This window comes from Finegoldia sp. P1-F-LS, assembly GCF_052932205.1.
The window spans coordinates 93,935-120,551 of sequence record NZ_JBRFJH010000002.1 but is presented as its reverse complement, the minus strand read 5'-3'; the positions used below and the strand labels follow the sequence as shown (position 1 = coordinate 120,551).

Annotated in this window: 16 protein-coding genes; 7 read left to right on the top strand and 9 right to left on the bottom strand. The window is 35.3% G+C overall.

Features of this window, described 5'->3' with window-relative positions; all coding sequences use genetic code 11:
* Window positions 1-131 precede the first annotated feature (131 nt).
* The 3 genes from ACU68Y_RS02690 to ACU68Y_RS02680 form a co-directional block, all read right to left on the bottom strand.
* The gene (locus ACU68Y_RS02690) at window positions 132-1,787 is read right to left on the bottom strand and encodes a cell wall-binding repeat-containing protein (protein WP_446755463.1); all 1,656 of its coding nucleotides are present in this window, start codon (window positions 1,785-1,787) and stop codon (window positions 132-134) included.
* Window positions 1,788-2,132: 345 nt separating this feature from the next.
* Window positions 2,133-3,011, bottom strand: a complete 879-nt coding sequence (gene rbsK / locus ACU68Y_RS02685) for a ribokinase (RefSeq protein ID WP_446755462.1) — start codon at window positions 3,009-3,011, stop codon at window positions 2,133-2,135.
* A 146-nt stretch (window positions 3,012-3,157) separates the two neighbouring features.
* Window positions 3,158-7,537 (bottom strand): leucine-rich repeat protein, encoded by a 4,380-nt coding sequence (locus ACU68Y_RS02680; RefSeq protein ID WP_446755461.1) that lies wholly within the window; start codon window positions 7,535-7,537, stop codon window positions 3,158-3,160.
* Between the two features lie 275 nt (window positions 7,538-7,812).
* Between ACU68Y_RS02680 and ACU68Y_RS02675 the strand changes: the two genes are divergently transcribed.
* Entirely contained in the window at window positions 7,813-8,655 is an 843-nt protein-coding gene (locus ACU68Y_RS02675; protein ID WP_446755460.1) for a hypothetical protein, read from the top strand.
* Window positions 8,656-8,769: 114 nt separating this feature from the next.
* Here ACU68Y_RS02675 and ACU68Y_RS02670 read toward each other — a convergent pair whose 3' ends face one another.
* Window positions 8,770-14,427 (bottom strand): G5 domain-containing protein, encoded by a 5,658-nt coding sequence (locus tag ACU68Y_RS02670; RefSeq protein WP_446755459.1) that lies wholly within the window; start codon window positions 14,425-14,427, stop codon window positions 8,770-8,772.
* 420 nt (window positions 14,428-14,847) lie between these two features.
* On the opposite strand from ACU68Y_RS02670, the gene ACU68Y_RS02665 reads away from it, so the two are divergent.
* A complete protein-coding gene (locus ACU68Y_RS02665) occupies window positions 14,848-15,396 on the top strand; it encodes a hypothetical protein (protein ID WP_316530452.1) in 549 nt (182 codons plus the stop codon).
* A 44-nt stretch (window positions 15,397-15,440) separates the two neighbouring features.
* Entirely contained in the window at window positions 15,441-16,871 is a 1,431-nt protein-coding gene (locus ACU68Y_RS02660; RefSeq protein ID WP_446755458.1) for a cell wall-binding repeat-containing protein, read from the top strand.
* Between the two features lie 68 nt (window positions 16,872-16,939).
* Here ACU68Y_RS02660 and ACU68Y_RS02655 read toward each other — a convergent pair whose 3' ends face one another.
* Complete coding sequence (locus tag ACU68Y_RS02655) at window positions 16,940-17,767, bottom strand: hypothetical protein (protein ID WP_446755457.1); 828 nt, start codon at window positions 17,765-17,767, stop codon at window positions 16,940-16,942.
* A 173-nt stretch (window positions 17,768-17,940) separates the two neighbouring features.
* Here ACU68Y_RS02655 and ACU68Y_RS02650 point away from each other — a divergent pair, with 173 nt between their 5' ends.
* Window positions 17,941-18,468: a hypothetical protein gene (locus ACU68Y_RS02650; RefSeq protein WP_446755456.1), complete on the top strand. Its 528-nt coding sequence runs from the start codon at window positions 17,941-17,943 to the stop codon at window positions 18,466-18,468.
* A gap of 693 nt (window positions 18,469-19,161) precedes the next feature.
* Here ACU68Y_RS02650 and ACU68Y_RS02645 read toward each other — a convergent pair.
* Window positions 19,162-21,849 carry a calcium-translocating P-type ATPase, SERCA-type gene (locus tag ACU68Y_RS02645; protein ID WP_446755455.1) on the bottom strand — a complete coding sequence of 896 codons (2,688 nt, stop codon included), beginning with the start codon at window positions 21,847-21,849 and terminating at the stop codon, window positions 19,162-19,164.
* A 171-nt stretch (window positions 21,850-22,020) separates the two neighbouring features.
* Window positions 22,021-22,779 (bottom strand): MBL fold metallo-hydrolase, encoded by a 759-nt coding sequence (locus ACU68Y_RS02640; protein ID WP_446755454.1) that lies wholly within the window; start codon window positions 22,777-22,779, stop codon window positions 22,021-22,023.
* Window positions 22,780-22,905: 126 nt separating this feature from the next.
* On the opposite strand from ACU68Y_RS02640, the gene ybaK reads away from it, so the two are divergent.
* The 3 genes from ybaK to ACU68Y_RS02625 are packed head-to-tail and all read left to right on the top strand — an operon-like array spanning window position 22,906 to window position 25,986.
* Window positions 22,906-23,376 (top strand): Cys-tRNA(Pro) deacylase, encoded by a 471-nt coding sequence (gene ybaK, locus ACU68Y_RS02635; RefSeq protein ID WP_002840798.1) that lies wholly within the window; start codon window positions 22,906-22,908, stop codon window positions 23,374-23,376.
* Between the two features lie 2 nt (window positions 23,377-23,378).
* The gene (locus tag ACU68Y_RS02630) at window positions 23,379-24,683 is read left to right on the top strand and encodes a glutamate--cysteine ligase (protein WP_446755453.1); all 1,305 of its coding nucleotides are present in this window, start codon (window positions 23,379-23,381) and stop codon (window positions 24,681-24,683) included.
* On the top strand, window positions 24,676-25,986 hold the full coding sequence (locus ACU68Y_RS02625) for a glutathionylspermidine synthase (protein WP_446755452.1): 1,311 nt from the start codon (window positions 24,676-24,678) through the stop codon (window positions 25,984-25,986). Before ACU68Y_RS02630 ends, ACU68Y_RS02625 begins: the two co-directional genes overlap by 8 nt.
* Before the next feature lie 112 nt (window positions 25,987-26,098).
* On the opposite strand, the gene ACU68Y_RS02620 is transcribed toward ACU68Y_RS02625, so the two are convergent.
* Both ACU68Y_RS02620 and relB read right to left on the bottom strand, forming a co-directional pair.
* Window positions 26,099-26,359, bottom strand: a complete 261-nt coding sequence (locus ACU68Y_RS02620) for a type II toxin-antitoxin system RelE family toxin (protein WP_002838725.1) — start codon at window positions 26,357-26,359, stop codon at window positions 26,099-26,101.
* Window positions 26,356-26,574, bottom strand: a complete 219-nt coding sequence (relB, locus tag ACU68Y_RS02615; RefSeq protein ID WP_002838701.1) for a type II toxin-antitoxin system RelB family antitoxin — start codon at window positions 26,572-26,574, stop codon at window positions 26,356-26,358. Before relB ends, ACU68Y_RS02620 begins: the two co-directional genes overlap by 4 nt.
* Window positions 26,575-26,617 lie beyond the last annotated feature (43 nt).

Here is a 26,617-nt window from a genome sequence, read left to right as displayed (position 1 = left end):
TGTCACCATCTAAAACTTGCAAGTCGCTATTAGATTCGTCGGTAACTACGCTCTGTAGGGATTTTCACCCCAGCATTAGAACATGCCCGTCATACCACAAAAGAGAGGTTCTTCTGAACCTCTCTTAAACTTTATTTTTCATATGTTATATGAAATCCTGCTGGGTCAGTAGGATTATTTCCGAACCAAACATTTGCGAATCCGTCATGGATTGAGATACCCATAACTCTTTCTGCATGATATACATCATATAGAACGTTGTCCTTAATTATAAATTCATTGTGATCTGGAGAATTTTTCCATAAATTTAGTGCTATTTCTGGCGTCATTTGATAAACTTCAGTATAATATTGTTGACCTGCTGAGATTTCAAATCCTTCGCTTTTGTATGGCGTTAATTCCCCTGGTTTGTTCCACATAATTCTATGGCGACTGTGTTCATTATACATTGTAGGTGTCCAGTTTCCATATTTTGACCAACTGTGCATATTTGCTGGTCTTCCTTGATCATCTTTTAAGTCGTTCTCAAAGTGTAATACTTGATCTCTGTTGTGAGTTCTTGCAACGTAAGTTAATGATTTAGAAACGTTAAGAGGTTTCTTTCCTAGAGAGATTCTGTAATCATTAATAAGTTTTACAAGTTCTTTTTCTTTTTCTGAAAGAGGTGTATCCATATTGAAGTTAGACAAGTCAATGTCTTTACTTGATTGTGGTTTTAATCTTTCTTCTCTTGTTGGATATTGAGGTTTTTCTTGAGGTTTTTTGTCATCTGGTTTTTCAACTGGCTTTTCTTCAGGTTTTTCAACTGGTTTGTCTTCTGGTTTATCTTCAGGTTTTTCTTGAGGTTTTTGTTCAGTTGATGTTTTTGTGAATTTTTGTTCTTGATATTTTGTTACTGATTTTTCGCCACCGATAAGAGTTATATCTGAGATATTTTGACTATCAACGTATTCTTTTATTTTGTCGATAGCTGTATCATCTGATAATAAGATACCAGTGTTTTTCTTAACTGCATAAGGTGCTGCTGCTAGTGCGTCTGGGTAATCTCTACCGTCAGCGATTACAGCACTTTGAGTTTTGTTCATGTGTTTTAAAACTTCAAGAGAAGTTTCGTAACGATCTTTACCTGAAATTCTTTGAGCTTTGTTTAAACCTTTGATGTTTACTGATTTTTCTCCACCAATGATTGTTTTTACGTCTTGTGCTTTAACGTCTTTAGGTAAAGTTTTACCGTCAGTTAATACTAAAGTTTGTTTCTTTTGTACTGCATAAGGTGCTGCTGATAATGCGTCAGCGAATTTTTCACCATTAGCCAAAACAACATTGTCTTTATTTTTAGCTTTTAGTTGTTTAGCAAGTTTAGTAGATGTTTCGTATCTGTTTCTTCCTGCGATTCTTATTACTTTAAAGTTTTTCTCTTTAAGTTTTTCTTCTACAGATTTAGGTACAGATTTTTCACCACCTATGATTACTACTTCTTTTACATCTAATGAACGCATTGTGTTAATTGCTCTTTGCATCATATCTGGTTTTTCAAATAAAAAGATAGGTGCGTGATCTGCAAGATTTCCTGCTGATAGTGCGTCAGCGAAGTTACTGCCACTTACTAAAACTGCTCTGTCAGATTTTGTGAAAGCAGATTCTGCAATGCCTGCTGCTGTTTCATATCTATGCGCACCTTGTATTCTTTTAACATTGTAATCATTAGATGCTAATGATACTTGTGGTACTACGTTTGCTAGCATCATTCCAGCTAACATTAATCCTAAAATTTTCTTGTTTTTCATAAATGTTTACTCCTTTTAATTAAAACATTTTACTATAATTTATATTTTAATATTATACCTTGTTAAAGTCAAACAATAAATGATAACCATTTATATTAAAATAGTTTATCTAATTATCAGTAGTAAACCAATCATACTAAGAATATCATACGGAAAAAATTACTCCAAATTCAAGCGAAATGAAACGTTAAGAAATCGCACCGCGTAAACGAAGTGTGCTTGCGATTTTAGTTTCATGAGCTTAGAATTTGTTAATTTTTGGAGTCTAGATATTCGTGTATGATGGTTTACCTACTAACGGTTTGATTTCTCTATAAAAAACTTTCAGGAAAAATCCTGAAAGCTCTACATTATTTCATCTATTGTTGGGATGGATTCTCCCGATCCTTTTCTGGTTACTGTCTTTGAAGATACTTTTGTGGCAAATTCCATCGCTTCTTTAATGGATTTTTTTTGATCGAGCATGACTGCCATCGCTCCGATGTAGCTATCTCCTGCTGATGTTGTGTCAATCGCATCTGCCTTGATGGCTTCTTGTTTTATGTGTTCTGTTTTTGAAAAATACTCAGAGCCATTTTCTCCTAAGGTTATTATCACAGCTCCCACGTTTTTCTCCAACAATTCGTCCGCTGCTTCTTTCAAGTTTTTTTTGCTAGAATATCTCAAAATTTCATTTTCATTAGGCACGAACAAGTCCACCTTGTCCAAAATGTTTTCCACTTCGAACTCACTAGGAGCAGGGTTTAATATCACGAAAACTCCCTTTTCCTTCGCCTTTTTAATAGCGTATTCGTTGACTTCTTGTGGGATTTCCATTTGCAAAATCAAAATATCGAATTCATCCAAAAGCTCGATGTTGTCGTCGATATCTTGAATTGAAATTGCATAATTTGCCCCATGATCCAAAACAATTTGGTTTTGACCAGTCTTGTCCACATTTATAAGCGCAGTTCCTGTATCGACATCCTTTTTGATGATGTTTGATGTATCCACGCCATATTCACGCATATTTTTGAAAATAAAATCTGCATCCATATCATTTCCCACGCACGCAAGAAACTTCACATCTCCGCCAAGTTTTTGGCAAGCAATCGCTTGGTTTGCTCCCTTTCCACCGACAGATCTGCTTTTCGAAAGTGACGAAATGGTTTCTCCTGGTTTTGGGAAATTTTCCAAATTATATGTAGTGTCTACATTCACGCTTCCTATAACTAAAATTGCCATAAATCTCTCCTCATTTCATAAAAACGCTCAAATTTTTTCATAATAATCTATATTATATTATACAATACAAATCTGATTTTGTAATTCAAATAAAAAACAATGTGACTGGTCTAAAATATCCAATCACATTGCTAATTTTTTTCAAACTATTTGTATTCTTCAATACTTAATTTACCACCTAGTATAACGGATTCTTTTATTTCGTTATCTCTCAAGTATTGTTTTACTGATACAGATGCTTCGTCTTTATCTATTAGCATTATTGGTGCTTGTTCTTTTTTTGATAGATATGGTGCTAGTAGCGCATCTGCGTATGCGTCTTTGTTTGCAAATATTACTTTGTCAGGAGTGCTATTGACAGTTTTTGCTATTTCAAGTGCTGTTTCTACTCTTGTTCTTCCTGCTAGTCTATTTGTTTTTATTCCGTTATTTTGTAGATTTGCTGTTATTATTTCTGATACTTGTGTTTTTCCACCAATTATTGTAACTTTTTCTATTTTCCATTCTTTGATTGCTTTTTTAGTTGTTTCGTTTAATTGGTCTGATTGTGTTAATAATATTGGAATATTTAGTTTACCAGCAAGGCTTCCTGCTGTTAATGCGTCAATATTATTAAATCCATTTACAAGTATTATTTCTTTTTTGTTAGTTGAATTTGCTCTGATTTGTTCACCTAGTTTTACTGCTGTTTCAAATCTGTCAGCTCCTGCTATTCTTTGTTGTTTGATTCCTAGTTGTTGTAATTTGTTCAACGCTTCGTCACTGATTGAATCTGTTCCACCTGCGATTATTATTTTAGATGGGTTGAGTCTTTTTATTTCTTGTAAAACTTCGTCCATTATTGAATCTTTTTCTACGAATAATGTTGGGGCGTTGATTTCTATTCCACGAGGAGATGCTGCAAGGGAATCTACCATTTTATTGCTTGATGTTAAGATTACCGTGTCTGCTTTTTTGAATAGTGTTTTGCTTAGTTCTACCGCTGTTAGTTGACGATTCCTTCCAGCTATTCTTGTTGGATTTGTTTTGTCAAATATTTCTTTTAGTGTGTCCGTGTCTTTGATGTCTTTTGCTGTTGGTTTTTCAGTAGTAGTTGTTGGGTTTGATGGATATGTTGGTGTTGTTGGTTGTGTTGAATCTTCTGGTTCTTTTGGTTCAACCGGTTTTTCTGGTTGCGTTGTATCTTCTGGTTCTTTTGGTTCAACTGGTTTTTCTGGTTGCGTTGTATCTTTCTTTTCAACAACTACCGGAATTTCTACAATTCTCTTTGATCCATTTGCAAATGTCACTTCAACTTTTGCTGTATATTTACCAGGTTTATTTGTATCGATTTTTGGTTCCGTTACATCTTTTACAGTTGCTTTTTCAGGTAAGTTTTTGATGTTATCTGTTACATCGATCTTTTCACCTTGTTTTACAACTTCTTTTTCGATGTCTTCTGCTTTTACTGCTGGAATTTCTTCAATTGTTCCTGGTTTAAATTCGTCTTTGAAAATAACTTTTTGATTTTTCAATGATTTTTCATTGTTAAATCTCACATGTTCATAATTTTCAGTATACAAATTAACTACGACATGTTTTTTATCAGTTGATTCTGCATCTTTGAAAGCATCATCTGAAAGCTTCTTCAAACTCTTTGGTAAGTTTGTTTCTTTAAGCAAACTAAATCTGAATGCAGAATCTCCGATTTCTTCGATTCCTTCTTCAAGAGTTAATTTCTTCAATCTCTTCCATTTAATATTGTGAGCGAAAGCTTGTCTTTCGATTTTTTTAACATTTCCAGGAATTGTCAATTCTTCAAGTTGATGTCCTGTAAATGCTCTATCCTTGATTTCTTCGACAGTTTTTGAAATAGTAAGTTGTTTTAATGGAGCCCCTTGGAAAGCTGATCCTTCAATAACTTTAACACCTTCTGGTATTACAAGTTTTTCAAGTTTGATGTTTCTGGAGAATGTTCCGCCTGCGATTTTTTCCATATTTGGAGAAATTCTAACTTCAGTGATTTGATTCAACGAGAATGCTCCACCTTCAACATCAGTTACAGAATCTGGCAAATATACTTTTTCTAATCTGTTTCCATTAAATGCAGTTCCTCCGATAAATTCCAAAGTATTTGGGAAATCTACATTTTTGAAGTTGTTGGATCTGAAAGCATCTTTTTCAATTCTCTTAACTTTCTTTGGCAATTCTAACGAAATCATACCGTCAGCAGAACTTATCGTATCTGTACCGAATTTAACTCCCTTGTCCTTAGTCAAATCAAACGCAGATTCTGCGATTACTTCGACATCTTTGCCTTCCAAAGTTGTGTCTGGTAGAACCAAATTCTTGTTGAACTTGAATTTTACTTTACCACTGTCGCTAAATCCAGTAATAGCATTGTCCTTGTAAGTGAAATCTTCTTTCTTGTACAACGCATTTTTGTCGATAACCAACGCAGCAACAGCCTTGTCCAAGCTTTCTTGCGCATTTTTCACTTCATCTTGTGTCTTGTCCAAATCAGCCAAGACTTCCTTTGCCTTGTCGAGTTCTTTCTTCATAGAATCAAATGATTCTTTTTCGAACATTTCTGGTACAAATTCTTCTGCTTTTTTGATAGAATCTCTAAGTTTTGATCTGTCAGGAGCTGATTTTCTCAAATTACCTTCAGCTTCAATCAAATCATTCAACGCTTTGTCTACTTGTTCTTGTGTTGATTTTTCGTCTTTGAAAACTCTTTTAGCTTCTTGTAATACTTTGTCGAATTCGTCTATTTTTTCTTGTTTGTAATCAGATTTTACAATTGATTTGACAGTTTGTAATTCCTTGAAAAGTTTACTTCTGTCAACATTTGAAACCAAAACTACTTTATGAAAATCATTTTCTGGAACGATATAAGTTACTGATTTCAAATGATCTGGATTTCTAGTTTCTAATCGTACAACCTTGCTATTTTCATATCCAGGATTATCCTTGAACACAAAATCCCTAAACTTAAATATAGAATAAGGAAGCTTCACAACAGAAAGTTTGTTGTTAGCAAAACTATAGTTGTCGATTTGAATGCTGTTTACATCATCAGAAATTTCTAGCTTACTAATTTGATTGTTCATGAAAGATTCGCTACCAGTTTTCCACACAGTGCTTGGAATGTAAACTTCAGTAAGCTTATTATCTTGGAATGCACGTGATTCAATAGATTTCAAACCTTCTTCAAACGTAACCTTAGTAATACCTGAATTTGCAAACGCAGAATCTTTGATGATAAATTCCACATCAGTCTTAGGGAAAGTTACGCTATTAATTTTTAAATCTTTGAAAGAATTTTCTTTAATTCCTTCAACAGTCTTTTTTTGTCCGTCAATAGTTACTTCTTTTGGAATAACCAAATCAGAATTTTTCGCTAATTTAGCCTTTCCCTTTTCAGAAAAACCAGTAATTCCAAATCTATAAGATTCTTCTTCCATTCTTCCCTTGTATTTGAATTGTCCATAAGTGAAGTCTTTTTGTGACCATTCATCAGTAGTAGGTTGTTCTGGTTGTTCAGATTCGCCAAGTTTAACAGTTAGTTTAATCATTAAATTTGTAGCTGAACAAGTTACACATGGAGCTGTATATCCTTCGATTTGTTCAAGCTTTGAAGCTTTTTCTTTGTCGATACTTGCAATTACTTCGAATTCTTTTGTTTTGTCGAATTTATCCAAATTCCAAACTTTTGCAAGTTCTACTTCTTTATCGTTTGAACCTGTTCTGTCATTCTTATTTACATAATTTGCTACATAGTCTACATCAATATTATCATCAAGCCATTTTTGAAGTTCTTCTTTGCTATTAACATTAACTTCCACTTTGCCCAAATCGACATATCTGTCCGCTTCTGCAGTACCGAAAGAGTTAAAATTAATTTTAATCCTTTTGAAAGGACTTTCTGATTTTACATATTCTATTTTTTCTCCATTTAATCCAGAATGTAAATTAACAGCATTAGAATCTTTGTCGCCTTTCAATAACAATCCTGTTACTCCTGTTTTGTTGAAAGCAGATGTCATAACAGTCTTTACTGTCGATGGTATGATAACTTCTCCAGTTAATGAACTGTCACCCATAAAAGCTTGTTGACCGATATATTCCAAGCCTTCATTTAATTCAACTTTGCTTAATTTTGAATTCGCTCCAAAAGCCAATCTTTCGATTTGTTTAACAGTTGAAGGAAGCTTGATTGCTGTCAACAAATTAGCTGAGAAAGCACCTTGGTCAATTTTTTCAACACCTTCTGGAATAACAACTGATGTAAGTTTCTTTCTTCCGAAAGCTCCCTTACCAATAGTTGTTACTGATTTTCCATTAATTTTTTCTGGAATAACAACATCAGTAGCTGTACCCTTGTACTTTTTAATAGTCCCGCTACTTTCATCAAAATCAAAATCACTACTTTCTGCAGTGACCTCTTGTTTTTGTGGCACATCACTTGCGTAAATGTTTACAGGAGCATATCCTATAACCATCGCAAATATCAGCATCCACGAAATAATCCTTTTGTTTTTCATATTATCCTCCTTTTATTTTGATAATTGTTGTATCAACAATAGAATTTTTCAGCCAATTAAAGCAGTAAAAACCCTACCTTTTAGATATACCCTTTTATAGATTATGTAAACTAAATATAGTTGGAAAATGCTAAAAATATAAAAGATTTATTATTTTGTTCAAATTTTTAAATATTTAATGTGAAAATCTAAATTTTTCTTTAATTTCAAATTTATGAATGGATATTTTTCAAATGGGTATATTATTAAATAAGAAATATTAATAGGAGGAGACTATGGACGATAAGAAACAAGATTTTAAACAAAATCTCAAAAGTTATGTATCAGATGAAGATATTGCTCATTCTGACAATTACTTCGAAGCAAAGCCTGTAGATGACGATGTGAACAAGGTTTCAGATGTTACCGAATCACAAGAATCTACAAAATCTACAGATGATGTATTTGAAGAAATCAACCAAAAATACACTCAAAAAGAAAGAAAAGAAGACAACGAGGAATATGAGAACTACAAGCAAAACGATTCACCAGATTGGTATTTGAAATGTGTAAAATTCATCAATCAATATTCCAAGAAAATCTACGATTTTTACGCATCGACAAAGCACGGAATTATTTATTCATTTTTAACATCAGGATTGATCGCTGCGTTGACTAGCGCTATGTGGGCTAGTGTTACAACAAAAGGTTCTCTTGGAGAATTGACGAAGGTTTTCCACACACCTACAATTTCAATTATTACTTTGATTACGGTGCCACTAATAAACTACGTGATGACTAGATTAATCTACATGTTTACGAAAAGTTATATGAGACCAACTCCACCTGCTTGCACAAGAGATATAAAGGGCGGGGTGTTTTCGATAATCAACGGTCTATTCATGTTCATACTTACACCATTAGGATTTATCGGTAGCATCATTGGTTGCTTCACAGGAATGTTGGCTTACTCTGCAACTTTCCTAGATTTATATTTGGAAAAGGACAGTTTCAAGGTTGGTTTGAAATCATTCATCGCACAAATCGTAATCAGAATTGTCGTATTCATTTTGGAAATTTTATTGGTAACTTTGGTTGGATTACTAATCTACAATTCATTTTCAAATATGATTAGATAAAATTTTACCCGATCTCTATTGAGGTCGGGTTTTTGTGTGCAATCAAAAAGCCTAGCTCACACGAGTTAGGCTTTGTTTGATTATTGTGAAAGATTTTTAATCTTGTATTAAAGATTATCTGTCTTTACGTTTTTTCTTCAATCCAATGAATCCAGCTGCTGTCGTCAATGCTGACATTGATAACATCATGATTTCACTTTCGCTACCTGCTTTTGGCAATTTATTGGCAGATTTTCTATTAGGAGTGTCTGCTTTTTCTTTGCGTTTTCCTTGTTCAGTAGTTTCAGGAGTTTTTGGTGTTTCATTTGGTTTGTTTGGAGTTTTTCCATTGTTTTCAGGAGTCTTTCCATTGTTTTCAGGTGTTTTTCCGTTATTTTCTGGAGTCTTTCCGTTGTTTTCAGGTGTCTTTCCGTTATTTTCTGGAGTTTTACCATTTTCTTCCGGAGTCTTTCCGTTGTTTTCAGGTGTCTTTCCGTTTTCTTCTGGTTTTTTGCCATTTTCTTCTGGAGTTTCACCCGGTGTACCTGGTTCATTTGGCTTTTCACCCGGTGTACCTGGTTTTTCTGGATCTTTTTCTCCTGGTTTTGTTGGATTTTCTGGATCTTTTTCTCCTGGTTTTGTTGGATTTTCTGGATCTTTTTCTCCTGGTTTTGTTGGATTTTCTGGATCCTTTTCTCCTGGCTTAGTTGGGTTTTCTGGATCTTTTTCTCCTGGCTTAGTTGGATTTTCCGGATCCTTTTCTCCTGGTTTTGTTGGATTTTCTGGATCCTTTTCTCCTGGCTTAGTTGGATTTTCTGGATCCTTTTCTCCTGGTTTTGTTGGGTTTTCTGGATCTTTTTCTCCTGGTTTTGTTGGGTTTTCTGGATCCTTGTCATCTGGCTTTGGATCTTCTGGCTTTGGATCTTCTGGTTTTACTGGTGGGATTTCACAAACATTCTTAGTACCAATTTCAATAATCTTATCTTGTTTTTCTGTAATTGTCTTTGTATCTCTAGAAACTTCTTTGCTGTTTTCTATCTTAACAGTAGTTTCAGTTTTACCTGGCTTACCTTCTTGGATAACATTAGTCTTTCCAGCTTCAAGATTTGGATTTTCTCTAATGATGATGTCGTAAGCTTTTTCGCTTTCGTACTTGAACTCACCATCAGTCTTAGAACCATATTCAACAACTTTGTTCTTTGGTTCAGTTCTTTCTTCAGTAACTTCAAGCTTTCCTGTTTCCTTATTGAAAGTAGTTGTATATTTTACAGATCCCTTAGAACCTTCTTCGATTACCTTTTCTTCCCCAGCTTTAAGCTCTGGGTTGTGTCTATATTCAGTGTTGTTTCCAAGTTCAGTTTCCTTAACAACTGGTTTAACACCAATTCTTACAACTCTATCTTCTTTTTCTGTGATAGTCTTTGTAGTTTCTGTAGCTTCACCAACTGGTTTTGAATCTTTTATCTTTTGAGTGATAGTTACTTCTTCCTTACCTGGTTTACCTTCATTTTCTATTTTTTGGAAACCAGCTTCAAGGTCTTTGTCATAGATTACCTTAGTTTCGTAAGGAATTTCTCTTTCTATAGTCTTCGTAGTTTCGCCTTCGGATGGCTTTCTACCGATTTTAATTAATCTTTCTTGAGGTTCTTTAGTTGTCTTAAATTCGCCTTCTTGAGTTTCAGTTACTTTACCATCTTTGATTACAAGAGTATTTGTTCTTTCTTGTTCTCCCGGAGTTCCTGGAGTTACGACTTTTTCTTCACCTGGTTCTAATGAATCATCGTATTCATATCTAGTTTCGAAAGGAAGTGCTTTCTTTTCTGTTACTTCGTGAGTACCGTCATTAGTTCCTTCACCAACTAAAATCACTGCGTTTTTAGCTTTCTTAGTTACTGTTGGCTCAGAAGTATTTGTTACCCTAGAGTTTTCTATAGTTAGAGTCTTTTCTTGTTCGCCCTTTTCACCCTTTAGTTCATTTCCTTCATCATCTTTGGCGTATTTCCATTCGCCCTTCTTTAGGCTTGGGTCTTTTCTAACTTCTACTTCAAATGGAATTTCTTCCTTAACTTTTTCAGTTCCGTTAGTCTTTCCACCGATTTTAACAACTCTATTTTGACCTTTTTCTTCAGTTTCAGAAGTTACAACCTTCTTTTGGTCCTTGTCATAAGATGTTGTAATAGTAACCTTACCATTCTTACCTGGTGTTTTTTCTTCAGTTTTTCCAGCTTCAAGGTTTTCGTCATAAACATATTCAGTGTTGAATGGTTTTTCTACAACTTTGGTAACAGGTTTTGTACCTATTTTTACAACCCTGTCCGTAGCTTCCTTAGTTGTCTTGAATTCGCCTTCTTTAGTTTCAGTTACTTGGCCATCCTTGATAACAAGTGTGTTTGTTCTTTCTTGTTCTCCTGGATTTCCTTCTTTGACAACTTCTTGTTGGCCAGCATCAAGGTTTTCATCGTATTCGATTATAGTTTTATAATCTATATTTTTCTTTTCAACTATTTCGTGAGTACCATCGTTAGTTCCCTTACCTACTTGGATAAGAGCATCTTCTGCAGCCACTTCTGTGACAGTTGGCTCTCCTTCGACTTTAGAATTTTTAATTGTCCAAGTTGTTGTTTTTGTTCCAACCTTACCTGGTTTTACAATTCTGTACTCACCCTTCTTAAGGTCATCTACTTCTTCAACCTTATATTTGAATGGTAATTCTTCCTTGTGTTCTACCTTTCCTTCGGTATTTCTACCTACTTTAATAATTCTCTTTTTAGGAGCTTTAGTTTCAGTAAATTCACCTGTTTCAGTCTTTGTTACATTGCCATCTTGGATTGTAAGAGTAATATCTCTCTTCTTTTCTCCAGCTTCACCTTTTTGAACTTCTTCCATTTCTCCTGGAGCAAGGCTATCGTCAAATTGAATTTCTGTTTCAAATGCTACTTCAACTTTTTCTTCAATCTTATGAGTTCCATCATTTACGCCTTCGCCAACGTGGATTACTCTGTCTTCAGCATTTTCTATAACTTCTTCTTTAGTCTGTGATTCATCAATCTTAGAATCTTTGATAGTATAGGTTACTTTCTTAGAACCTACCTTACCTTCTTTTATTACTCTGATTTCACCTTTTTTAAGATTTGGATCTTTTTCTACTTTTGTTTCAAAAGGAACTTCTACTGTTTTTTCAACTTTTCCATTTGTACCATAAGCCACAAATTGAGCTTCCGTCTTCTTTGTACCCACTTCTAGCTTGCCATCTTCTTCATAATAATGAGCTGTTACTGGTACATTTAGCAATGCTCCATCTACTGACTTGCCTTCTTCAGCATTTGGTACTGTAGCAGTTATCTTACCTGTCTTTTCATCTATTGATACATTCCAAACATTGCCCTTATCATCTGTGTAGGTTGGTGAATCTATGGTAAACTTGCCAGGTCTTCTGTTGTAGTGATCTTCCTCATTTAGGATTACATCTGAAGAAAGCTTATCGCCTGACTTACCTGCCTTAGCATTGTAACGAGCAGTCATATTTGCTCTTTCTTCTATTACGAAGTAAGCATTGACTTCTTCTGTTATATCTTCGCCTGGTTTTTGTTCATCTACATAGTGAGCTACTACTGGTACTGTAAGTTTTTCACCACCATTAAAGGCTAGTGGGTCTACTGGCTTAGCGCTAACTTGACCTGTTTTTTCATCAACTTTTACAGTCCACTTATTTCCCTTATCATCTTTCGCTAGCTTGTTACCAGATTCATCAGTTTCTAGGGTGTCTGGAAGAGTATAATGATCTGGTGTTATTCTCTTACCATCTTCTGTTACTGTAGCAGGAGATGTTTGTTCGTTTACCGGGAAGTTTACTTGAGCATCGTATTCTGGCTTGATGTAAGTTGATTCTTGGACTACGAAGTGGAACCAGTGAACGTCTTTTGACCCGTTTGTGTAGGTGTATTCAATAGGTATTGCTATAAAGTCACCAGCTTTGGCTGATTCTGGAGCGGTGATAGTGAATTTAGATATATCCTTAGGGTCTACATCTACCTTCCATTGGTCTGCTTCTGCCTTACCCTTATTTTCACGATTGATAAAGTCCAAGATAAGTCTACCAGAAGCTTCTCCTTTTTTATCAGCCTCTTTCATATCATCAGCTGACTTGTCAGTTTCACCTGGGTTTTCTGGCTCTACTATTTTAACTTCAAAAGGAACATTTGGTTTTACTCCAGATGAAGTTACCTTAGATGTATCATCACCATTGCCATCTTGGAATTTTTGGTCATAGTATCTTGTATCATCTAGGTTTAGCTTGAAGTTACCAATTAGGTTGTAGTGGTCGTAGCGGTCTATGCCTTGCTTGTCAATTGTAACATCTTTTCCCTTGTGGTTAATTTTTTCAGAGCCTGCTCCTGTTCCTACATAGGTTCCTCTATCCCATTCATACTCAGCTGCCTCTGCTATAGCTTTAAATTCATCAGCTGTTCTTGGACGGGCAAAGAATTTTACATCTAGGCTTTGAATTCCCTTGTAGTCAGGTGTGTTGAAGATTGAGTCTTCATTTATGACAGTCTTGCCAGATTCGTCCTTCTTTAGGGCACCTGCTGGTAACTGAACGTGAATATTTCCATCATCTCCTATATAGGCACTTGCTCCTGGGACAATTTTTCCTGTAATAGGATTATAAACTTGGCCGACTAATCTTTCCCTAGCACTTGCGTCCACATTGTCTACCTTAATACCTGTGTCGATGTCTTGACCTTGGACAAAGTGTTTTTTATTTGGATCGTATTTATTTTTATTAAGTTTTAGTTCTTCCAGCTTGTCATTTTCATTTGGCCATGGGTTGACCTTGTAAGTTATACCAAAGTTATCTCCAAAAAACTGAGGTCTAGGATTCTCTTTAGTGTAGTTATCCTCAAAACCAAAGGAAGTGGACTCATTGTCCTTATTATTGATATGTTCTAAGGTTTCTTTACTTGCTTCGTAGTTTATGTTTCTTTGTCGAACACTAGCTGTTAACTCTGTATTTTCATTTGGCTTATAGGTTACATCAGGAGATTCAGCAGTTAACTTATCTCCCTGACCCATCATTGGTTTGTCTCCAGGATCAACAGAAATAAGACCAGAATCAGTTACAGTAATCTTGGTATAGGTTCTTTGGCCAGTCTTCTTGTCTATGGTGATTTGGTAACCATATTCAGTCTTGCTTGGTGATGTGTTTGATGGGTTTTTGAGTTCAAATTTAAAACCGTCTTTTTCTACCTTTTCATCAGTTTTACCGAGCGCCTGATTTGTATCTCCCGGTTGTAGATCTGTTTGTTTATAACGTTCAGATCCATCGTAGTCTTTGATTTTCTTTTCATCTTCGCCATAGTTTGGGTCATCTGCTTTTTGATCGGAAGTTTCTCCTGCTCCTTGAGCTTCTGGTTGTTTTTCTTCAGACAATGTTAGTACGGAATTGTTCGATTCATTGTCAACATTTCTTAGCTCTGTTGCTTGTGCTGGATGATTTAATGCTTGTGATCCGAATCCAGCTTTCTTGGAATTAATTTCCTTTTCTGATTTTAATTCCAAGCTTTCTTGTTGGTTTTGTTTTTCATCTGCGTTTGCTGCTGTTTCTGCTTGCGCTTTTTCTGAATTTTTTTGTTTAGCAGGTTGTGCTGCTTTTGCAATTTGATCATCAATAATTTTTTCTGTGACAGCTTGTGTGTCATCTGTTTGAGTGTCGGCGTATGTTTTTGCTTGAGGCGCCGATACTATTACTGCACTGGCCAATGCTGCCATTAGTAGTTTCTTGTTTATTTTCAATTTATTCTCCTCCTTGTTTATTTCATTTATTATTTAATTAATTATATTCTATGATTGTTGTAGTATTTCAAAAATACTTTACCTGTCAACTTAAAATTATACATTAAAATGATTACAAACGTCAATAAAAAACATGATTTTTTTCAAGAATTTTGCAAAATATTTTAAAACTTTATTAAATTTGTTGAAACTTGATGTAGCTCGTTATTTATTTGTTTTATAATTACGCTTTGTTGAATTGTTTTGTTTGAGGTTAGCTGGGATTATTTGCCGCTTTTGTGCAATTGATTGGTGATTTGTTCCAATAAATTATATTAACAATGTTTTATGAAATATAAATGAAATCACATGAAAATTCTAATTTATTGAATGCTTTGTTGTACTGGGTTATAATAAGTGTATAAATTAAGAGGAGTTTTTATGGAAAAATTTTATGGTGAAGTGTTTTCACGTTTAGAAAAACATATTAAAACGATTGAAAAGAAACAGGGAGCGTGGATGTTCACGTTGATCATTTCGGGAGTAATTAGTCTCGTTTCATTTATGTTGTGGATGAGGATTAGTCCTCCGAATTCATCGAAAGATTTCTTGAATTTGTCGCTTCCATTGTCGTATTTTTCGAAGACTGTCATGTCGCCTTTTTCATGTGTGTTGAGTTTCTGGGTTGCGACAAGTTTTTTGAAAAAAGATATGGCAGAAAAGATATCGAACTCAGAGTTTTTGGCTAAGGCTAGTGTGTACACTTTGGTTACAATTGTCTTGGCTTCTGTGTTTAACACGAGAATTCCAGTTGTTAGCGTGATTGTAAATGTCATATCAGGTTTTGTGTACAGCGTTGTGATGTACGACAAATTTAAGCCTGAATTTTTGAACAAGGCGACGGTTACGGCTGCAATTGTGAAGATTATCGTGAGTGCGATTGGTTTTCTGATGGGTACAACTTTGTTGTTTTTCATCATTTTGAATTAGTTTTAATTAATTGTGATGTAGTTATGAATTAAAAGGAGTGTTTTATGAAAAAATTGGTGGCTTTGATGCTAGCTTGTATGTTGAGTTTGCCTGTGGTGAGCGTTGCAGACAAGGATAGCACAAATGATAGAATTTCTGAAAATATAGAAGCTCATACATTTGATTCTGCAACAAAATCTGATGCGGATACAAATAAAAAGAAGACAAATGCAAAAGACAAACAAGCTGATGCAAAGGATCAAAAATCTGATGCAAAAGATACGTCAAATAAAAAAGAAACATCTGATAAAAAAGATGCAACGGATAAAAAAGATTCTACTGACAAGAAGAAACAAGAGAAAAAACAAGACCAAATCACCACTAACGAAGATGGTGTGTTCAAAAATGTTATTCACCAAAGATTCCAAGGTGAAAACAGAGCGAAGACTGCAGTGAATGTGCAACGTCATTACTTTGCGAATACGAACAAGGTAATTCTTGTCAATGACAACGCATATCCCGATGCAATCAGTGCAACTAACGTGTCTATGGGCAAATACCCACTTTTGTACACTGGGAAAAATTCATTATCCATCGAGACCAAATCAGCGCTTGACAAGATGTTCTTGGACGAGATTTATCTAATGGGTGGCGTGAATACTATCAGCAAGAAGGTTGAAAATAATTTGAAAAGAAATTTACCACACGCAAAAATCACTAGAATTATGGGAAATAATCGTTACGACACATCAGCTCAATCTGCGAGAACACGAGCAAAAACCACTAACTTGATATTTGCCGCAGGCACAAATTATGCAGATGCATTGTATGCTACAAGCCTTGCAGCACACCAAAATGCACCGATACTACTTGTAAGTAATGATGGCATTAACCAATCTACTGCAAATTTCATCAAATCATTGGGAAATATCCACAACGTGACAATCGTCGGTGGAGAAATATCTGTAAATCAATCTGTGAAAAGCCAAATCGAAGCCTTGACGAATAAACGTGTCACAAGACTTGCAGGTGTAGACAGATACGAATCTAGCGTTGAAGTCGCTAAGAGGGTTAACGCAAATCCAGCAGAAGTTATCACTACAAGCGGTGAAGTGTTCGCAGATGCACTCGTGTCATCGACAGTTGCGCAAAAAATCAAAGCGCCAATCTTGCTTGTGAAAAAAGACGTCCTACCACTTTCAGTCAGAGAATATTTGAAAAAAAACAACTCCATTTACAAATTGACTACAATCGGAGGATACAACACAGTTACCAAGAACAATTACTCCACACAAGTAATATTGATATCGGGACTTGACATCGACAAACCACTTGTCGACAAACAAGGAAAAGGCATAATCAAAGCCTTCACAAAAGATTACAAGAAATACTACGTTCTTCCAAACAACAAATACTACAGTGCAATCAAAGAATACGACAAATTGTTCGTATACTTGAGAGACGCATTAGCAGAAGATTACAGACCATTGGAATAGCGAAAAAATCAAAAGAGGACATTATCCTCTTTTTTTGATGCAAAAAAATAGACGACATCAATCGCCTATTAAAAGAATAAATAATTCAAAATATATATCGTAACGACCGACAACAAAAATCCGAGCTCCGTAATTCTCGTTTTCGTTTTCTTGTAAAAATCGGACGAAATCACAAATGTTGGCCCAATCGCCGCATACATAATTATAGATTTAATCAACTGCTGATTGTTCGTCACAGCACTCACAACGACGTATGTAAACACTGGAATTATCAGCAAATTCACAACAGCAAGCATGAGGGATGTCAAATCCAATAAGCTTTTCAAATCAACACTTGAAATTGCAAGTGCAAATGCGATTATAATCACAACTGAACTTGTCTGTTGAATAATTTTCAGAGGGGTTAGTATGTATGAGAACTTGTAAATCGCACAAATACAAAAAGCTACGGAAAATCCCATCGCCATCAAAAAGTCTGTCACATTGAAAATTCTCTTGTAAAGCATGTACACAAGATAAATCACACAAGAAATTATAACCAGATTGTTCAGAATATTCTTGTCCATAACATTTTGCAAAAAAGGCCTCATCACGATAATATTCGAGAAAATAAACGCAGGTTCCAACGAATCCTTGTCCTTCGTGTTGATTTGGAAAATCATCGTCATAATCTTAGACAATATCCACAAATACACAAAAAACACACCGAGTTTGATGTTGAAATTCTTGTACGTAAGTTCACTCAAACTAATCGCAATATTAGCTGGAATAATTACAACGTAGATTAATTTCGAAAAAACCGCGACAATTTGCTTTTCATTTGAAATCGTTCTGGCAAACAAAAATATAATTGCAAACACCACTAGAACGCTTGTCCAGTAATTAAAATAATTCATACTATCCTCCAACTTTATTATACCATAGCAAAATAGAAATCTTGAAAAAAGCACGCGTATTATTTATAAATAAATTTGTTGCAATTAATTTGACACATCTTTGACTTTTTGTAAACATTTTCCATGTTGCAAATCAACTTACGGGGTATAATAAATTTAAGGAGGATAATATCATGAAGAGGAAATTATTGGTAGTATTGTTGGCATGTGTAATGCTAAGTTCTTGTGGAGTGAAAAACGTGGGAAACACTGGCGTAAAAACTTCTGGAGAAGACGGCATACATATCAAAAACGGTGACTCAGAAGTAAGTATCGGAAAAGATGGAATCAACGCTAAGAACGGCGACTCAGAAGCAAAAATCGGAAAAGATGGAATAGTCGCAAAAAACGGCGACTCCGAAGCAAACGTCAGCAAAGATGGAGTAAAAGTGCAAAACGGACTCGACCTTGAAGGAGAAGACCCTGAAACAAAAGAAAAAAGAAAGAATAATGTATTCTTGGACGAAGACAAAATCTTCGAGATGGAATTAAAAGAAAATTACCTTGATAAAGATGACATCAAAGATTGGGAAATCAAATTGGATAAACAATCCCAAACATACACAATAAAATACAACGCACTACATCAAAGACACGAAAACGAAAGAGATGCCGTCACAGGTAAATTGCTCAAAGGAATGACAGGAGCTGTTTCAAGATAGTGTGTAAAATAGTAAAACAGGAATCGACTGATTCCTGTTTTTTTGTGTCCATTTCGGTGGTTAGGAGATGAACGTGTGTGACGATTATCCTTGTGTTCGTTCAAGCAAACGATCGAAGCTAAGAATATCATACGGAAAAAATAAGCATAAATTCAAGCGAAGTGAACCGTTAAAAAATTGTGCTGTCTGAGTGCGTAGCACGAGTTCACAATTTTAGGTTCACAAGCTTAGAATTTATTTATTTTTGTAGTCTAGATATTCGTACGAGATGTTTGCGGGAGATCTGACCTACGCATATCCTACAATCCTCAATCCCGCGAACCCTTTAAGCAAACAATCGAGCTGTATATTGTCAATTTATGTAAACAGTCAAGCCTTTTTGCTAAGAATATCATACGGAGAAAATTTTCTTGATTTCAAATCGAAAAAATCCGCCAGAAATCGCACCGCTTGAGCGTAAGCGAGCTTGCGATTTCAGGATTTTGAGATTTAGAAATCACAAATTTTCGTAGTCCAGATATTCGTGCAAAATGCTTGATCTGTGTTTTCGTGCGAGATGTTTGCTTGGTTTTAATGCTACGTTTGTCACACAACTCCCAATCTCTGTGTCCGCTCCACACGATTTTCTTCCTTTCACACACCACCCCACTAAAAAAGACGTATCACAACACGATACGCCTTTATTGTTGTCTATTATTTTTTGCTTTTTACTGCTTTCAAAATTTCCCCTGCTGCGAATGGCAACAATGCACATGGAAGAATTACTTTGTAGTGTTCAAGGTGAAGAGGTATTGTTTCGAATACATCATTTACTCCAGGAATGTAGATTACTGCTAGCATTAAGAATAGTGATAGTGATGTTCCCATTACTAATGCTTTGTTTGTGAATAATCCGATTTGGAATACTGATTTGTGTTCACTTCTTACTGAATAACTTCTTAGTAATTCTGATAATATCAATGTTGCAAATGCAACTGTTCTTGCAGATTCGATGTGGCCATCGAAGTGGTTCAATCCGTAGTTGTACGCAAATAATGTCGCAACTGTGATTGCCAATGATTGAACGATGATGCTTAGTCTCATGTTCTTGTCGATGATTGGTTCTTTTGGTGAACGAGGAGCTCTGTTCATTATGTCAGCTTCTCCTTTTTCAACTCCAAGCGCCATTGCTGGGAATGAGTCTGTCACTAGGTTTAACCATAATAATTGAATTGGGATAAATGGTGTGTCCCATTTGAACATTATCGCCAAGAATACGATAAGAATTTCTGCAATGTTACAGCTTAGTAAGAATGATACGAATTTTTTGATATTCGAGTAAATTATTCTTCCTTCTTCTACTGCATGAACAATTGTCGCAAAGTTGTCGTCTGTAAGGATAACTTCTGAAGTATTCTTCGCAACGTCTGTTCCAGTGATTCCCATCGCAATTCCGATGTCTGCTTTTTTGATTGCTGGTGCATCGTTGACTCCGTCACCTGTCATTGCTGCGATGTGTCCGTTTTCTTTCAATGCTGTTACGATTTGTACTTTGTTTTGTGGAGAAACTCTCGCATAAACTCTCTTTTCTTTGACGATTTCACGGATTTCATCGTCTGTCATGTTGTTAAGTTCAGCTCCCATGATTGCTTGTGAATCGTCCGTACAAATCCCCAAATCTTTCGCGATTGCTACTGCTGTTTCCAAATAATCTCCAGTAATCATAACTGGTGTGATTCCCGCAGTTTTACATTCTTCGATTGCATCTTTTACTTCTAGTCTTGGTGGGTCTATCATTCCAGATAATCCTACAAATACCATGTTCTTTTCGATGTTTTCAGATGTAATTTCATTTGGCAAATCATCGTGTTCACGAAGTGCATAAGCTAGCACACGAAGTGCTTGTTTTGCGTACTCGCTGTTTTTATTCAACAATTTTTGTTTTAATTCTTCTGTTAGTGGTTTAATTTCGTTGTCGATTAAAATCTTGCTACATTTTTCGATAACTATATCTGGTGCACCTTTTGTGAAGGAAATAATCTTGTCAGATAAGAATTTGTCGTGGAATGTAGTCATCATTTTTCTTTCGGAATCGAATGGAATTTCTTCTATTCTAGGATAATTTTGATTGGATTCTTCTTTTGTGATGTTTTGTTTTCCCGCTGCTGTGTGAAGTGCTCCTTCTGTAGGATCTCCCACAATCTTGTACGTTCCGTCTTCTTCGATTAATTTTGAATCATTTGTAAGACTCATTATGTGAAGCAAAGTGTTAAGAGATTTGATGTCATCTTCTTGCATTTTTTTGTCTTCAATCAAATAATCGCCTTCAGGTTTGTATCCTGTTCCTGTGACATCGACATCAGTTCCATCGACGTAGATTTTCTTCACAGTCATTTCATTTTGAGTCAATGTACCAGTCTTGTCGGAACAAATTACAGTAGTTGTTCCTAATGTTTCAACAGCCAAAAGTTTCTTGACGATGGCGTTTTTCTCTGCCATTCTTCCCATTCCCAAGCTAAGCACGATTGTAACGATAGCTGGAAGTCCTTCTGGAATCGCTGCAACTGCAAGTGATACCGCAGTCATCAACATATTCAATGCGCCAAAATCATACAAGAAATATCCAACCGCAAATACAATTGCACACACAACAACAGTTATGATACCCAATTGCTTAGATAATTGTGCCAATTTTCTTTGAAGAGGAGTTTCTTCGTCTTCAACTTCTGACAAACTCGTTGCAATTTTACCGATTTCTGTATTTTGTGCAGTTTCTACAACGACACCCTTCGCTCTACCGTAGCTTACGATAGAAGAACTGTACGCCATGTTTGTTCTGTCGCCAATTCCTGCGTCTGTTGTGATTTCATCCTTTGCATTTTTTTCAACAGCAACTGATTCACCAGTCAACGATGACTCGTCGATTTTCAAGTTAGTAGATTCCAATAATCTCAAATCCGCAGGAATAATATCTCCCGTTTCCAATTCAACGATATCTCCTGGAACCAAATTTTGTGAATCCACTTCCATAATCTTGCCATTTCTTATGACCTTGGCTTTAGGACTTGCCATTTTTTGCAAAGCTTCAATTGCTTGTTCCGCTTTACCTTCTTGATAAATCGAAAGCACCGCATTCACAATAACAATAGCGATAATAATAATACTATCTGTGACTTCCCCAATAGCCATGGATAAAATAGATGCCAATAGCAAAATAATTATCATCGGATCCAAAAATTGATCCTTTAATTTGGCTGCCATGGACTTTTTCTTCTTTTCTTTTAATACGTTCTTGCCGTATTTTTCTAATAAACTAGCTACCTTACTGTCGGATAGACCATTGTTTTCGTCAGTATCCAAACTTTTGATAACACTGTCATTAGATTCCTTGTACCAATCCAATCTCTTACCTCCTGTTAATTTACATAATAAAAAAAACTTTCACCATTTCTGGCAAAAGTCTTGCTAACCAAAGTGGCCTTGTGCCGGGTTTCAACCGTAATGACGACACAATATTTTTAAGCTACTCCCTTTTGTAATATTAATTTTACCAAAAATATTATATTAAATCAATTATTTTATTATAACTTGAAACGTATCGTGTTCTTTTTTCATATTCACAATCTTGCAATCCTCGTAATCGTGAGTGTCGATAAATTTGTCCACAATCGTTGGATCTTTTGTAAAATGCATTGGGAACAAAACTTTCGGATTGCATTTTTCGACAAATTCATTCACACCCAAATCGTATCTTTCCTTTAATCTCGGATCCACCGGGAAAAATCCAATGTCAACGTGTCCTATTTTGTCGATTTCCTTGGAGAAATCTTGTTGCATCTTTTGTTTTTCCTCTTCGGTGTCTTCTTCCCACACCCAATTGTTCAAATCTCCAGCGAAGAAAAATTTCAAATGGTTCGCTTCAAAATACACGCTAATTCCCATATCAGTCGAACCAAGCGCTGTAAAATCAACTCCGTAGACAGATGTCGATTCACCAACTTCAAGCTTAATAACCTTCTTGTCGAAATGCTTTTTCAATTCCTCGATATTATCTTGTCCCAAAAACACAACATTGTCTTTCGTATCATAATCAAAAACCTCTTCGTAAACATCCTCTGAGACAATGTATGTAATGTCACTCGCATTTTCATAATCAAAAATACTCTCGTTGTAGTGATCCGCATGTGAATGAGTCACCACGAAAATCACCTTCTTATCGTTCACATTTTTTGGCAAAGTTCCTTGAAAATAATCGAAAATAATAATCTTGTCTTCAAATTCCAAAGAAAATGAACTGTGGTATATATATCTAATGTTTAATTTGTGTTCCATTAAAATTCCTCCTCGTATATATTTACCCATAAACAGACAATTTACGCAAGTAAATATTCGATAAATTTTATAAAACAACAAATATTTTCACTTGTAGTATAATATTAATAATGAAAGGATGAGTTTATGAAAAAAACTAACGCAATGAGAATACTCGACAAACAAAAAATTGGGTATAAATATATAGAATACTCCGTAGGAGACGATGTGAGCGGCGAAAATGTCGCAAGCAAATTAAATGAGGATGAAGCTTACGTGTTCAAAACACTTGTCACAATTTCCAACACGAATGAAAATTTCGTGTTCGTTGTAGCTGTAAAAGACGAGCTTGACCTCAAAAAGTGTGCGAAAATAGCCGGAGTGAAAAAACTCGAAATGATTCATGTAAAAGATTTATTAAAAACTACCGGCTACATTAGAGGTGGTTGTTCTCCTATCGGAATGAAAACAAAATTTAAGACTTTTATCGACGAGAGTTGTGAAAATAAAGAATATATTTATGTGTCTGGCGGCAAAATCGGAGCGCAAATCAAAATCGCTCCTGAAGATTTGATAAAAATTTGTGATATTACTGTGGCTGACCTTAAAAAGGAGTAAAAATGGATTACGAAAAACAGCTTGAAGCTGTAATTAACTACATCAAAAGCGGAGAAAAACTAAAAGAAGATTTCACTATAGGGATGGAAATGGAACATTTCATCGTAGACAAGGATACTTTGAAGACTGTGTCGTATTTCGGTGATAATGGAGTAGGTGCAACTCTCAGAGAACTTCACAATCATGGATGTGCAGCTTACAAAGAAGGAGATTACATTCTTGGACTTGAAAATGATGATTTGGCAGTGTCGACAGAGCCTGGAAGTCAGTTTGAGGTTGCATTGTCATCGAAGTGGAACATTGATGAGTTAAAAGATATTTACATCAAAAATATGAGAAATCTTGTTGAAATTTTCGATAAGAAAAACCAAGCCATGGTAACTTTGGGATATCATCCTGTGACTAAAATCGACGATATCAAGATTTTGCCGAAAAAAAGATACGATTTTATGTACAAATATTTCAACGAAAGAGGAGACATGGCCCACAATATGATGAAGGGCACTTGTTCTTTGCAATGCAGCATCGACTATTCATCAGAAAAAGATTTCGTTAGAAAATACAAGATTAGTAACTGTTTGTCTCCAGTTTTCTACACATTGTTCGACAATGCATACATTTTCGAAGGGAAACCAGCGAAAAGTCGTAACATGAGAGAAATCATTTGGGAAAACACAGACACTGACAGATCTGGTATGTATAAGTTTAGCTTCGATGATGATTTGAGCTACAAAAAATACGCCGAACATATTTTGAACACGCCGTTGATTTTCTCCATTGATGAAAACCACGAGCCTTATTATGTTGGCAAGACAACTTTCAAGGAAGTATTTGAAGATGTGAAGGACACTGGCTTGATTTTCCACGCACTATCAATAGTATTTCCAGATGTAAGGGCGAAACGATACATTGAAATCAGAATGATGGACGAAATTAAATATCCACTTAATTTCTCAGCAGTAGCCCTAATCAAAGGATTGTTCTACGACGAGACTAATTTGGACAAATTATCAGAGCTTTTCAAAAACATGACGTATGAAAATTGCATGAAAGCAAAACTTGATGCCCGTGAAAAAGGACTGGATGCTACATTCATGAATGTAAACATGTTAGAGTTTTGCAAAATGCTTGTGGATATGGCAAAAAATGGACTTCCTGCAAATGAAATCGGATATTTAATTCCACTAGAAAAAATGTTGGAAAAAGGAATGAATCCAAGAGATCAGTTCGAGAAAATTTACAAGGAAAAAGGACTTCGTGAAGCTGTAGTTGCAAACGAAATTAAATTGGAGGATTTATATGTTTAATGACGAATATTCATTAGAATTATATAAAATAGTGCGAGAAGACGAGGACATGTATTACAGGGATTTCGTGGATTTTATCGCCAAAACAAAAGTGTCAAAGGCGATTTATCACGGAGAACCAATCCCTATGACCTACCAAGGACTTTTCTACAACAAAAAGAACCGCTCAGATTTTGTCTACATTTCAAATATTTTGATGAGCATTACTGATAAAATCACTAAAGAATTCGTAGAAAATCCTGAATATCGCAAAATATTCCAATTGGATCCAACAATTGAAGAGCTAGTACTTCACGATCCAGGCTACGATGTGCCAGTTCCGATTTGTCGCTACGATGTGTTCTACGACGGAGTAAACTACATGCTTTGCGAACTCAACACAGACGGATCATCTGCGATGAACGAAGACAACACACTAGGACAACTTCTTCTTCAAACAAAAGCTATGCAAAAATTCATGGAAAAACACTCAGTCGAAAACATCGATATGTTCACTCCATGGGTTTGGGAAACAGCTGATATGTACAAGAAATACGTATCCGATAAGAAACCAAATGTAGCAATCGTGGATAATTTGGAAGTGGGAACTCCAAATGAATTTGACGAATTCAAAAGAGTCTACGAAGAAAATGGATTCAACTGCGAAATCATCGACATCAGAGATTTGGAATACAAAAACGGCAAATTGTGCCACGGCGATTATGTGATAGATTTGGTTTACAGAAGAATCGTGACATTAGAATTGTTAAAAATAAAAGATGAAATCAAACCATTCTTGGATGCGTACATGGACAATGCATTCTTCATGGTAGGATCGTTCAGGTCACAATTGATGCACTCCAAGCTAATATTTGAAATCTTCAGAGACGAACAAACACAAGCGCTACTTAACACTGAAGAAAAGAAATTCATCGACGAACACGTTCCATTTACGAAAAAAATCGAAGAACGTGATGCCTACGAAATCATAATGAACAAGGATAAATACATCTTCAAGCCAATCGACGGCTACGCTTCACTTGGAATATATGTTGGCCGTGAAATGAGAGAAGATGATTTGAAAGAAAAACTTCCGGAATTTATCCGCACAGGCTACGTATTCCAAGAATATTACGATATGAATAAGTGTGAATTCTTGGAATTCGAAGAAAAATCTCCCGTACTCAACAAATTCACACAAGTCGTGGGACTTTTCATCTACAACAAACACTTCGTAGCCCCTTACACACGAATCGGAAAAGATAACGTCGTAAGTGGCGCCAGAAAATACTACACAGCACCAAACTTGTTCATAAATGAATAATTGAAAGCCACATTGTGTGGCTTTTTTTGGTGTGTGGAAATAAAGCTTCTTTAATTTTTGCAAATAAAAAAGTTATTTGTAGAATTAAAGCTCGTACTACAAATAACTTTTTTCAACATTTATATATATTTTTTCTATGGTCGACTTCTACAACGCAGATTATTAATTTATCGTCATCAATCTCGCAAATAATTCTGTAGTTCGACACTCTGTATCGCCAAAATCCTCTCAAATTGGCTGACAATGCCTTACCTCTTGCACGTGGCTCTTCTAATTGACCCACTTTCTCCATATAATGAATAATCATTTTTTGAATAGGCTTATCGAGTTTTTTCAAGGATTTTAGTGATTTTTCTGAATAAATAACCCTCATATACCCAGCTCTTTTTTTACCTCATCATTACTGTAAAATTTCATTTGGTCTTTGTTTAACAGATACTCATTAATTATCTTTTCATCATACTCTTGTTCGATTTTTTCCAATAATGATTCTCTTGCCCAGTCGGATAAAGTTTTGTTTTTTTCTTTTGAAACATTTGTGAAAAGTTCCTTATCCGATTCGCTCAATCTAATCGTTATAGTAGCCATAAAATCACTCCTTTTATTGTGTTACATCGTAACATAATTGTAT